The sequence below is a fragment of the Mesorhizobium sp. M0293 genome, from assembly GCF_040321735.1.
Taxonomy (GTDB): domain Bacteria; phylum Pseudomonadota; class Alphaproteobacteria; order Rhizobiales; family Rhizobiaceae; genus Mesorhizobium.
This window is the reverse complement of sequence record NZ_JAMYSA010000012.1, coordinates 1-12,060: the sequence shown is the minus strand read 5'-3', so window position 1 is coordinate 12,060 and position 12,060 is coordinate 1. Positions and strand designations below refer to the sequence as shown.

10 protein-coding genes are annotated in these 12,060 nt (G+C 61.2%); 2 read left to right on the top strand and 8 right to left on the bottom strand.

Features of this window, described 5'->3' with window-relative positions:
* Nucleotides 1-10: 10 nt before the first annotated feature.
* On the bottom strand, nt 11-274 hold the full coding sequence (locus NKJ06_RS07220) for a hypothetical protein (RefSeq protein ID WP_352630017.1): 264 nt from the start codon (nt 272-274) through the stop codon (nt 11-13).
* Between the two features lie 80 nt (nt 275-354).
* Here NKJ06_RS07220 and NKJ06_RS07215 point away from each other — a divergent pair, with 80 nt between their 5' ends.
* Entirely contained in the window at nt 355-1,029 is a 675-nt protein-coding gene (locus tag NKJ06_RS07215) for a class I SAM-dependent methyltransferase (protein ID WP_502905591.1), read from the top strand.
* Between the two features lie 7 nt (nt 1,030-1,036).
* Here NKJ06_RS07215 and NKJ06_RS07210 read toward each other — a convergent pair whose 3' ends face one another.
* The 5 genes from NKJ06_RS07210 to NKJ06_RS07190 form a co-directional block, all read right to left on the bottom strand.
* A complete protein-coding gene (locus tag NKJ06_RS07210) occupies nt 1,037-2,233 on the bottom strand; it encodes a glycosyltransferase family protein (protein WP_352630019.1) in 1,197 nt (398 codons plus the stop codon).
* Nucleotides 2,230-3,474 carry a glycosyltransferase family 4 protein gene (locus NKJ06_RS07205; RefSeq protein ID WP_352630021.1) on the bottom strand — a complete coding sequence of 415 codons (1,245 nt, stop codon included), beginning with the start codon at nt 3,472-3,474 and terminating at the stop codon, nt 2,230-2,232. Before NKJ06_RS07205 ends, NKJ06_RS07210 begins: the two co-directional genes overlap by 4 nt.
* 1 nt (nt 3,475) lies before the next feature.
* Complete coding sequence (locus NKJ06_RS07200; protein WP_352630024.1) at nt 3,476-4,690, bottom strand: glycosyltransferase family protein; 1,215 nt, start codon at nt 4,688-4,690, stop codon at nt 3,476-3,478.
* A gap of 160 nt (nt 4,691-4,850) precedes the next feature.
* On the bottom strand, nt 4,851-7,319 hold the full coding sequence (locus tag NKJ06_RS07195) for an adenylate/guanylate cyclase domain-containing protein (RefSeq protein WP_352630201.1): 2,469 nt from the start codon (nt 7,317-7,319) through the stop codon (nt 4,851-4,853).
* Nucleotides 7,320-7,400: 81 nt separating this feature from the next.
* Nucleotides 7,401-8,495, bottom strand: a complete 1,095-nt coding sequence (locus NKJ06_RS07190; RefSeq protein ID WP_352630025.1) for a branched-chain amino acid ABC transporter substrate-binding protein — start codon at nt 8,493-8,495, stop codon at nt 7,401-7,403.
* Between the two features lie 378 nt (nt 8,496-8,873).
* Between NKJ06_RS07190 and NKJ06_RS07185 the strand changes: the two genes are divergently transcribed.
* Nucleotides 8,874-9,947 carry a cyclic nucleotide-gated potassium channel gene (locus NKJ06_RS07185; RefSeq protein WP_352630027.1) on the top strand — a complete coding sequence of 358 codons (1,074 nt, stop codon included), beginning with the start codon at nt 8,874-8,876 and terminating at the stop codon, nt 9,945-9,947.
* Between the two features lie 195 nt (nt 9,948-10,142).
* Here NKJ06_RS07185 and NKJ06_RS07180 read toward each other — a convergent pair whose 3' ends face one another.
* Nucleotides 10,143-11,180 (bottom strand): tyrosine-type recombinase/integrase, encoded by a 1,038-nt coding sequence (locus NKJ06_RS07180; RefSeq protein WP_352630029.1) that lies wholly within the window; start codon nt 11,178-11,180, stop codon nt 10,143-10,145.
* Nucleotides 11,181-11,422: 242 nt separating this feature from the next.
* Nucleotides 11,423-12,060: porin (locus NKJ06_RS07175; RefSeq protein ID WP_352809473.1), on the bottom strand; the 638-nt coding region annotated here is incomplete at its 5' end.

The window sequence follows — 12,060 nt, the reverse complement described above, 5'->3', positions numbered from 1 at the left end:
TGTGGATCCTTCAGTTGGAAGGATGCGGGATGGAGACGCACCTGCTGGCAAATAGGATATCGGCAATTTCTTCGTTGCCAACGACAATCTCAAACCTGCAGTGCAGGGAGATTGTCCTGCGCTCAGACGGTTCGCGGCTTCCGAAGGGTTTTGGCGAATAGGCGAGCACGAGGCTGCAGCTGCGCGGCTGGTACTGGCAGATGGACGCCGATGGTCCGGACAGACGCAGCCGGCTCTCTCCGGCATCGGGCAATGGCGAAGCGGCTTGCAGCATGATCACGTCCGCGGAACGAACAGCCTTGCGGGAGGCAAGATTGCGTTGTGTCGCCCGAAATCCCAACATACAAGACGAATATGATGGATGTCACGCAACCACGCAATGCCGGCATGGACTGGCACGAACAAACACTGGACCTCACGCGGGGAATTGCTGCCTATGTCAACGACCCTCTCGTTGCCGGGCTGGCGCGCGTCATCAGCAAGCATCCGAAGGCCGATATCGCCAACGCCTTCAACCATAAGCAGGTCGCCTGCAAGATGTGGGCGCTCGACAGGCTGTTCGAAAGCTGCGGCGGCCGGTTCGGCCGCATATGGGTTCTGGGTGGATGGTACGGCGTATTGCCCGCAATGCTTTTCAACGACGCTCGCTTCGACATCGCGGCGGTCGACAGCATCGACATCGATCCCGAAGTCGCGTCGGTCGCCCGGACTCTCAACCGGGACGCCGGCGACCGGTTCCGGGCGCTGACGGCAGATATGTACGCGCTCGACTATGCGGCCGGGCGGCCCGACCTGACGGTCAATACGAGCTGCGAACACATAGCCGATCTGCGCGCCTGGCTTGCTCTGCTTCCGCGGGGCACGAATGTGCTGCTGCAATCGAACGACTATTTCAGCGAGCCGACGCACATCAACTGCGTGGCTTCGCTGGCAGCCTTCGAAGCAATGGCGGCGCTACGGGAGGTGCGGTTCTCCGGCGAATTGCCGACAAAAAATTATACGCGCTTCATGCTGATCGGAGCGGTCTAGACCAAGTCTAGGATCCAAGGTCCGTTTGATCATGAGCTTTTCCGAAACCGGGCCGCATTTTTAGGGACCATGTTCGATACCGTTCGCGCAGGATTTGCGCCGAGTGACGCGCGCCTTCTAGATCGAGACGATGCGCGGATGGCGTCGGCGCCACAAGCGCCTGTTCAATCGCTTGCGTCAAACCTTCAGGCGTTAGGTCCTTTTCCATCAGCACCGTTGCAAGACCGAGTTCTTCGAGCATCAGGGCGCGAACGTTTTGTTCGGTTTCCCCGCCGGCTGCAAATGGGACGAGCAGGGAGCGACAACCCGCGCGCAGGACATCGCAGACCGTGTTGTAACCCGCCTGCGACACTGACAGGCGGGCGCCGGTCAGCAGGCTGGCGAAATCCTCGCGGAACCGGAAGATGGACAGGCCCGGCGTGGCATCGCCTGCGATCGCGTCAAACTCGTCTTTCGGCAGGTTTGGGCCGGTGATCAGACACCATTTCCAACGGTTGTTGGCGTTCCGCGCCGCTGCGATGGCGGAGCCGACAAGGCTCTTTCCAGCAGCCCCGCCGCCAACCGACACCAGAACGTCGAAGCGCTCGGAGCCCAGGGGCGACGGCGGCGCGGCAACGAGCCCTGTATAGGTGACTTCGGCCCTGATCGCCCCAGCCAGCGGAAATGTCTTGTCGATGGTTGCGAAAGCCGGGTCGCCATGGACCATAACAAGGTCGAAATGCCGGTTAATGAGATCGACCGTTTCCTCGTTTCGGAGGGGCTTGACGCGCTCCTGAAGGATATCACGCACGGACGTCGCCAGCAGCGGTCTGGGCGACGCCGCGTCGATGGCCTCGAGCAGCGGCAAGAGTTCGAAACGCATCTGCCGGCGTCCAAATGGAAACGCCTCGATAATGACGATATCCGGCCTGCAATCCCGGAATGCCTGCAGCAGCATCTCTGAACGCCGTTTCCTGAAATCATCGTCGATGGGTTTGCCCTGCAAATCGACAAGTCCGGAAAATCCTTCATCACCGGAGGTGACAGGTGGCAAGGTTACAGATTTCACCCCGAGTCCCGGAAACCCCGCGACCGGCGCTCCGCCGGTCACAACGGTTACGTCAAACCCGTCATCGACCAGAGCCGCCGCGACGCGGCTAGAGCGCGCGAGATGGCCGATACCGAGCAGGTGCTGGACATAAAGAAAGGCGCGCAGCCGGTTCAATCGGCGGCCCGCCACTCGCGCTCGAACAGTTCCTTGAGCTGTCCAATGCTTGCCAGATGATCGAAACTGCCGCGCACGCGCCGCTCTGCGGCCTCGCCGAGTCGGGCGCGCAGCACGGGATCACGGATCAGGCGCTCCAGTGCCTGTGCCAAGGCAAGTGGGTCTTCCGTCGGAACCAGCAGCCCGGTTTCATCCGGCGATAAAAACTCCGGCACGCCCGAAATATTGGTCGACACGCAGGCAAGCCGCTGGCTAGCCGCCTCCATCAGAACATTCGGCAGACCGTCCCGGTCGCCATTAGCTGTGATCCTGCAGGCCAGGGCGAAGATGTCGGCGCAGCGGTAGTGCTCAAGCACCTCCTCCTGCGCAAGCGCGCCTTTCCAAGAGACGCGACCACTCAGTCCTAGCTTTTGCGCCAATACCTTGAGCCGTTCCAGTTCCTCGCCGCCGCCGATATGCTCGAAACGCCACGCCAAATCGCCAGGCAAGAGGGCAAGAGCCTCCAGCAAGGTATCGTAGCCTTTCTTTTCAACGGCGCGCCCGACACTCAGAAGGATAACCGGTTCGTCCAGCGCCGAGCCGTCATGATGCTTTCGCGCCTCGCCAAAACTGCCGAAACGATCGAGGTCGAGCCCATGGTAGCTCAGATGCACAGACGAGTTGCCGTTAGCAAGTTCTTTCAGACGGTCGAAGCCGGTCTTCGTGCAGGTGACCGTCCAGCGCGCCGAGGAAAGCTTGCCGGCCAAATCCCAGTCCGCCGAAGTCCAGATGTCCTTGGCGTGGGCTGAGCAGCTCCAGGGCAGGCCAAGAAGCTGGCTGGCATAGCGCGTCACCGATGCCGGCGTGTGCGCGAAATGTGCATGCAACCACCCCGCGTCTTTCGGCCATTCGGCCGCCAGCACGAGCGCTTGCCCGAAACGGCGCACGCGATTGCGGGTAAAGTCGCGGGGGATATCGGCAGCCAGCGATCCGAGCGCGCGCCAGAAGCCCGGCCGCAGCAAACAAGCGAACAGCGAGCGAAGCACGCGAAGCGGCTCTTCATGCAGATATTCCGGCAGATAGTGGACGGCCGCTTTGATCTCGTCATGCACGGGGTGGCGTTTTGCGTCGGTCGGCCGCCTGAGCGCGACGAGTATCAGCTCGAACCCCGCACGCTCCAGACCGAGCAGTTCCTGCGCGATAAAGGTTTCCGAGACGCGCGGATAGCCCTTCAGAACCACGACAATCTTGCGATGTCGCAAGTCAGTTCATTCCTTCAATGACCGACAGGCGATGGCCGGGCCGCCGGTCGAGCAGTTCCGCGACGATTTCGGAAATATGAGGCAGCCCTTCCAGCGTCAGATGCGGATTGCTCTGTGACGGGCGGGGCCAGTCCGGCAGTGCCACCAGTGCATCGGCAAACCGCTGGGAATCCTTGGCTTCTTCCGGCAAAAACATCTCGATGAGGCCGAGTTCGGCTGCGCGCCGGGCGCGGATCAGTTGTTCCTCGCGGGGCTCGACGCGCGGCACGATCAGCGCCGGCTTGTCGAAAGATAGTATCTCGCAATAGGTGTTGTAACCGCCCATCGCCACAACCGCCTTGGCGCCGGCAATCAGGTCTTCCATGCGGTTGTCGAACTCGATGATCTTGATGTAGGGGATCTTGGACCCCTTCTTGATCAGCTTGTTGCGCTTGCGCGCCGGCATGTAAGGTCCAAGGACGATCAGCGCCCTGTGTTGCAATTGCGGATCCTGCTGATAGGCATCGATGACGTCGTGGATCAGTTCGGCGCCGTCGCCTCCGCCACCGGTGGTAACCAGGATATAATCGCCCTCGGGCCGGTGGCCGGGCAACTCGTTCCGCTGCAGGCTCCGTTGCAGGAAACCAACGAATCTCATCTTTGCCCTGACAAGCGGCGGCACATCCAAGCCGGTCAACGGATCGTAGAAATCCGGCGGACCATAGGCCCAGATCTTGTCGTAGAACAGGCCTATCTTGCGCATCACATCCCTGCGCGCCCACTCTGCTTCGAGCAGATGCGGCGCATCCATCACCTCGCGCAGGCCAAGCACCAGCGTGGTTCCCCGCGTCTTGAGGTAGGACAGCGTGTCCTCAATCTCACCGCGCAGGCCGAGCGGTTCCTTGTCGACGATGAAGATATCCGGCCGGAAGGTCTCGGCTGTGTGGCGGATGATCGACTGACGCATCCTTAGCGTCTCGTGCAGATCGATATCCTTTTCCAGCGAGGTGTACTCGCCGTTGCGCAATTTGATGACGCTGGGGATCTTCACGAAGTCGACACGGGCGCGGTAGTCGAAGGCGCCCGCGATGGGCGCACCCGAAATGATCAGCACCTGAAGTCCCCGGAAATCCTCGACCAGTGAATGCGCGATCGTCCGGCAGCGCTGCAAGTGGCCGAGCCCGAACGTGTCGTGGCTGTACATGAGAATTCGAGCATTTTCTGCGTGCTGGGTCATTGTTGAACGTCTTTTCGAATTCTCGCCTTGAGGACCGTGACAAACCCGCAGGTTTCGGAACCCCCTGGCTGTACCGACCTGTTGTGAAACATGACGGCGCAATTTTCAATTTGTATTAGCAAAAAACCCCAGATCGCCCCGCAATCAGCGAACTCGCTACCTACCCGGGCTTGTGACAAAGCCGATCCAGCGCGTCTCGAAGTGCAGTGGTGGCATCGCCACGCTCGTCAGGGGACATCAGCTCCGGTTCAAGTTCCAACCTGAAGTGCGGCAGCTCGGTTCGAACAGCACGACGAGCAGCCGCCAGATTGGCCTTCAGATCGATGACGCGGTAGGTGGCGACGGGATAGGCGATCCCCTTGACCTGGACGTGCCCCAGCTCCTCACAGTCGATTGAGTCCTTCACTTGCGCAAACGTCTCGTAGGAAATGAGGATGGCCCCCGGCGGCGCCTCCTGCTCCAAGCGCGAGGCGAGATTCACGGCGCCGCCAATTATCGTGTAGTCCATCCGGTCCTCGCTGCCGAAGTTACCGACGGTGCAGTAGTCGGTATGGATGCCGATGCGACAGCGCAGCGGTGTTTCGATCCCCATGTCCCGCCAGACTTCGGCAAGCTCGCTAATCCGCTTTTGCATTGCAAGTGCCATCTGCGCGCAAGCCAGTGCGTCCTCCTTGACGCCGCGAGTCTCGGGATCGCCGAAAAACATCAGGATCGCGTCGCCGACATATTTGTCGATCGTCGCGCCGTGATCCGAAGCAATTTTCGACATTTCCGTCAGATAGTGATTGAGGAGTTGGGTGAGATCCTCGGATTCCATTTTGTCAGTGATCTCGGTAAAGCCGGCGATGTCGGAGAAGCATATTGTCAGTTTCTTCCGCTGGCTGGCGATCCTGACCTCCTGGCGGCCGGTGAATATCGAGCGATACACTTGGGGCGCCAGATACTTCGCCAGCTTGCTGGAAAGCGCCTCCAGAACCACGGATTTCTCGGCGAGGTTCTCTTCCCTTTGCTTCAGCTCAGTGATGTCCGAATAGACGGCGACCGTGCCGCCGGCGCTGATCCGCCGCTCGCTAATCATGATCCATCGCCCGTCGCCTCGCCGCTGCACCCAAGGTTCGCCAGGGTTGCGGTGCCGCGAGAGGCGCTCGGCGACCCACTCCTCGACCCGCCCCTCGGCGTCCCTGATGTAGCCGCGCTCAGCGGATCGGCGAATGATTTGCTCGAATGTCGTGCCGGGCGTGAGTTCGGTCTCCAGACCGGTGTAGAGCAATTCGCGGTAGCGGCTGTTGCTGAGGACGAGCCGATCCTCCCAGTCGTACAGAGCGAATCCTTCTGAGATGCTTTCGATGGCATCGATGAGCCGCTGACGAGCTTCCGCAACGTCGCGCAGGTTCTTTTCCTCGACCTCGACAGCAGTATCCCGGAAGAGTCTCAGCGCTTCGGCCATGCGCCCGATTTCGTCGCTGCCAGCCGCGGGCAGTGGCGCACGAAGGTTGCCCCCCGCAATCGCGAGCATGCCCTGGCTCACGGCCCCTAGTCGGGCGAGGAGGCTGCGGTCGACATAGAGCCAGACAACCAGAACCGAACTCAGGAGGCTGAGGAAGGCGGAGCCGAGCACAACCGCAGTGCCGTAGCGCTGGACGAGCGCGGCTTCGCGACCGGACGCAGCGATCTCCTGGTCTGCCGTGGCGACTAGGCCATCGACGCCAGCGGTGAGATTGCGCGACAGTCGATTGTTCTCGGCCAGAAGTCTTTCGCCCTGTGCCAGGACAGCAAACTCGTCCTCCCGCGCCCTGGGGATGCTGTCCTCGCCGTCGGTCAAACCCTTGAACTCGTCGACACGCTGCCGGAATCGGGTCCGCAGCTTTTCGTCGATCTCCGTGGAAACCTTTTCAAGAGCAGTGAGCGAACGGCGTAGCGGGAAAAGGATCAACGCCAGGTCGCCCGGCGTCGGCGCGTTCGCGACCTTCACCAGCGCGTCGTTGACGGCCGAGATCTCCAGCTGCGCCTTCTGCTGGGGGATGTAGGCGGCAATCGCCTGGACTAGGTCGGCCATCGCCGCTGCGCGTTGATCGGGCGACAGCGACGTGTCGGCCGCGACCGCCCGCCATTGCGGGAGCCTGGAATCCATCACTAGGATGCCGGTGGCGACAAGGCGCTGGCTTCCGGTCGTCGTCGCGGCGAGGCGGTTCAGGAGCTCCTCCTTGCGGGCGACCACGTCGAGCCGGGCGACAACAAGAGCGTCGAGCTCCTTCAGGTTGCGCCTCAGAACAATCGCGGCTTCCTCGATCTCGGCCAAAGGCACTGTGCCCAACGTGGCATCCCGGAGGTCCCTGCGCAGGGCCTCGAGGCGGGACATCTCGAGCGCGACGGCAGCCGAAACCTCGCCGTGCTGAGCCCTGCTTGTCGCTGCCAACACCGATGGCGCGGCAGCAGCGACCCGTTCGGCCTGGCGCGACAGCTGGAGGGAGGCGAGCGCCGACGGCACTCGATCCGTGGTAATTCGGTCGACGACGTTGCCAACCTGGAGGAAGGCATAAAGCGCCGCAGCGGTTGCCAGCACCGCAAGGGCGCTGATCCCGAAAAAGGCGAGCAACAGCCGGCCGCGTATGCCGAGGCGTTCAAGCATCTCGGCGAGTCGGAACAGTCCGGCCACACTGGTCTGCATCAGACTAGACATCTCAGCCGGCATGCCGGCGATCAGCGAACCCTATTCAACCGGCACGTATTCTCCGCTGCGCCAGACGTACCAAACCCAGCTCTGCTTCGTGAGGTCGCCCTTGTCGTCGAAATCGACCCGGCCGATGACGGTGTCGAATTCCTGTTCGTGCAGTGCCGCAATGACGGCCTTCGGCTCCAGCGAACCTGCCTTCGAGACTGCCTGGGCCCAAACCTGGACCGCGCAGTAGCTCAATAGCGTGTAGCCCGCGGGTTCGAAATTCTCCGCCCGGAACTGCTCAACGACCGCGGCCGCTTCGAGGCTTCGCCTCGGGTCCGCCGGGAACGTGAAGAGGGTCCCCTCTGCCGCGGGGCCGGCGATCAGGGCAAATTCCTCAGTCGCCAAAGCATCTCCGGATATGAGCTGAACCGTGTAGCCACTGTCGTGTGCAGCGCGAGCAATCAGCGCAACCTCGGCATGATACCCACCCACATATAAGGCGGAGACGCCGGCGGTCTGCAACGCAGCGACCTCGGCCGAATAGTCGTCCTTCCCGGGAATGTATGCGGCGTAAACGGCCTCAGTCACGCCCCGCTTGTTCAGCTGCTTCCTGGTCTCGTCGGCGAGACCCTTCCCATAGGTCGAGTTGTCGTGGAGGATCGCAATCTTCTTGTTGCCCCAGCGATCGGCAAGGTATTTGCCGGCGATGAAACCTTGCGCGTCGTCGCGGCCAATGGTGCGAAAGACATTGGCACGGCCCTGTTCGGTCAGTTGCGGATTGGTCGAGCCTGGGGATATCTCAACGACGCCCGCCTCCTCGTACACTTTTGATGCGGGGATCGAGGCCCCGGAGCAATAATGCCCGACGACGAGCACGACCCCGTCAGCCACCAGCTTCTTGGCGGCCGCCACAGCTTGCTCGGGATCGCAGAAGTCGTCGACCGAAATGAGCCTCACCTTCTGGCCGAGCACGCCGCCCGCCGTGTTGGCGTCGGCCACTGCCATCTCCGCGCCGCGCTGTCCCTGCTCGCCGATCCACGCGAGCCGTCCCGTCATCGCAGCCGAGACGCCGATCAGCACCTCCGCCCGCGCGGAGCTGAACGCGGCCGCGAGAACTAAGATCGCTATGGCGATGATGCGGTGCATGTGTGCACCCCCTTAACTGTAGCTTACGCCAATCCCGTCAGAGCCGACAGCCCCTTCGGCAAGCGCGGCTGTCTCGGGCTGCTATTGCAGCGCACACCCAATTTGGCGAAGCAATCGTACACTGGAATGGCGTGTCATAAGTTCGTTCGCTGAGGTCGGAATCGCGCGCCAAATCCGGACGTTACCACTGACCGGAGTGAGCGTCGTGATCGGGTCATTCTCGTCGGTTGTGGCTTGTCTGTTCACGTCCGGTCACGAAGCAACCCGGGATATCTGAGTTCACCGTTGGTGATGCACATCGCAGCGACTGCAAGCACCTTTGCACTTGCCTTGAAGGCATATTAGTTTGGGAGGGTAGCAGCTGCTCGTGGGCATAGAATGTCACTGCCTTTCGTAAGAATTTACGCGCCGCTCAACGCGCTGCTGGCTGCGATTGGGCTTGTGGCGGTGGCTACGCTCACGACACCGGACATGTCCGGACGAAGCAGACTGGCGCTGGCTGCAGTCCTCGCGGTCATCTGGGGCGTCTATCTCCTGCAACTGGCGGAGACGCTGCTCAAGCGCCGGGCGAAAGATGTTCGAGACAGGGCGCCGGCAATCGCAATTGATGTGCTCGCGGTTTTGGTTCCGCTCGCCGCATTTCTGCTCGTCGGCATGCCCGACCGGAGCCTCTACTGTGCTGTCTGGCTGCTGAAACCGCTGCGAGACTCGACTTTTTTCCCGCTGCTGGGCAGGATCCTGACCAACGAAGCGCGCAACCTGATCGGCGTTACGACGCTCTTCGGCGTCGTTCTGTTCGGTGTCGCGCTTGCGGCCTATGTCATCGAGCGCGACGTCCAACCGGAAAAGTTCGGCAGCATCCCCCAGGCAATGTGGTGGGCAGTGGTCACGCTGTCCACCACCGGCTATGGCGACGCTATTCCGGAAAGCTTCGCCGGCCGCGTCCTGGCCGGGGCGGTCATGATGAGTGGCATCGGCATCTTCGCGCTCTGGGCTGGCATTCTTGCCACCGGCTTTTATCAAGAAGTCCGCCGCGAGGATTTCGTCCGTAATTGGCAATTGGTCGCCGCTGTGCCGTTGTTTCAGAAGCTCGGCCCGGCCGTGCTGGTCGAGATCGTGCGCGCGTTAAGACCTCGCGTCATGCCGGCGGGCGCCGTGATCTGCCGCAATGGCGAGACCGGTGATCAGATGTTCTTCGTCGTGGAGGGGCGCGTCAGCGTCGCGACGCCGAACCCGGTGGAGCTTGGCCCTGGCGCCTTCTTCGGCGAGATGGCACTGATCAGCGGCGAACCGCGCTCGGCGACCGTCAGTGCCGCGACGGCGGTCTCACTCCTGTCGCTGCACTCGGCGGATTTCCAGATGCTGTGCAGCAGCAGCCCGGAAATCGCGGAAATCATCCGCAAGACCGCGCTCGAGCGGCGCGGCGCAGCACCTAAGGGTGGACCGTACTAAGCGTTCGTCGGGAGGAGACGCGATTCAGGGCTGCCCAACTGCCTGAGAGCAATCCTTGGCTCGGCTAGAGCGTATCGTGTTTGAACGGATTCAGGCGACCCGCTTCAGGTCCTTGTTTCATGCATGTCGTTCCCCCAAAACCGAGGACACTTTTGGGCGACATGCATTAGAATGGCGTTAAATTGGAAAGCTCCGTCAAGACTTGGCACTTTTGGCGACCTTGAGTGCTTTACTTGCGGGCGCCTCGCTCCTTGTTTCCTGCGTTCTCGCCGATGAAGAAGGGCTGTCCGCCCCAGCGCATCGAGGTGTTTCCAGCACGACTACGCAGCCGTCGAGATCGTTGGTGGCCAGATGCGCGTAGCGCATGGTCATCGACAGCGTCTGATGACCGAGCCACATCTGCACGCGCCGGATGTCGATGCCGCCCTGGACAAGACGCGAGGCGCAGGTGTGGCGCAAGATGTGCGGCACCACCTGGTCGTCGGCGCCAAGGCCGACCTCGGCCTTCGCATCATTCCAGATGGCACGGAACTGGGCCTGGCTGAGTTTGGTGAATGGGCCTTTGGGTCGACGGCCTTCGGTGGGTGGCAGCTTGATGACCTCCTTGACCCGCTCGGTCATCGGAATCGTCCGGCTGCGACCGGATTTGGTGATCCAGAAACTGACGCGATGCTCCTGCATGTCGTTCCAGATCAGCCCAAGCGCCTCTCCGAGACGGCAGCCGCTATCGACCAGGAACACGGAAAGCCTGTAAGCGTCCTCGCTGCGGCTCTTGATGGCGGTGAACAGCCGTGCCTCTTCGTCCCTTTCGAGGAAACGAATCCGCCCCGCCCGCTCCTTCTGGCGGCGGAACTCGGGCAGGCTGTGGATATCTCCCATCTTATGAGCCTTGCGCAGCAGTTTGCTGAGGGCAGCCATCTTTCGATTGATGGTTGCGTTGCTGTTGCCGCGCTGGCGCAAGGTGCCGATAAGATTGTCCAGGGTACTCTGGTCAAAGGCGCTGAATCGCTCTCCAAGGAGAAGCTCATCTATCTCGCCGATGAAAGAGCTGACATTGTATTTATGCCGCCCATCATCCCATAATATGTCCCGGTACGCTAAAAATAGCTCTCCAACCCTATACGACTTTACTTCTCGGAGCTTGTTGTATGTGTAGTTAAACTTCGAATTCTGAGAAGAAAACACCGCAAAATGGTCAGAGGGATATCCCTCTTGAATCGCTTCGTTTGTCATTGTGAGCCACGCCCCCCCAGTGGATAGGTCCAGCCCTAGCCGCTCGGAGACGTCCTTTCAAGAGTTTTAAGTCGGACGGTCGATTTCATCCACCCTAGGGAGGATCCCACGAAATCACCCTTCAGACTTTTTCAGCTACCGAATCCCCCTTTTCCTTCTGTCTGCCCAAACCCAGTCACGAAACAAAAACAGCCCGGGCGTTGAAGCGCCCGGGCTGGATTTCACCTGTAAGGAACCAGCCCTTAGAACGAGCGCTGGAAGCGGAGGAGACCGCCGATGGCGCTGTCATCGTCAGCGCCGGTCCAGTTAGACGCCGGGAAGCTGCCCGCATTGACGTAGTCGACTTCGGCTGTGACCGTGAGGCCGGGAACGACGTCATAGGCGATGTTCGCAGCGATGCCGAGGTTCTCGTCTTCGTCATACGAAATCTGGGTGTTGAACGAGGTCTTCTCGTTGAACTTGTAGGTGCCACCGCCCCAGATCGCCCAGTTGCCGCCCCACTGCTTGAAGAAGCCGCGACCGCCAGCCGGAATGGCATAGGTCGGATCCGAGAGATTGTCATCGGAACCATAACCGCCCATGACCCACAGCTGTATGGCGTCATTGACGTTCACGTCCAAACGCACCTTGCCGGCAACTTCTTCGTAGTTGCTGTCATAAGCGACGACACCGGTGATGGCGCCCCAGCCCTGCGTGTACTTCACGCCGCCGACGACATGCGGAACGTAGCTGTCGATCGTGCCCCTGCCGTAGAAACCAGGTGTGCCAGCGCCCGCGCCTTCTTCAAGAGAGACCACGGCCGAGAAGCCGTTGCCAGCGTCGAAGTAGTACTGGACGACGTTGGTGTCGAAATCGCCGTAGGGAACCAGCGTATCCTGGA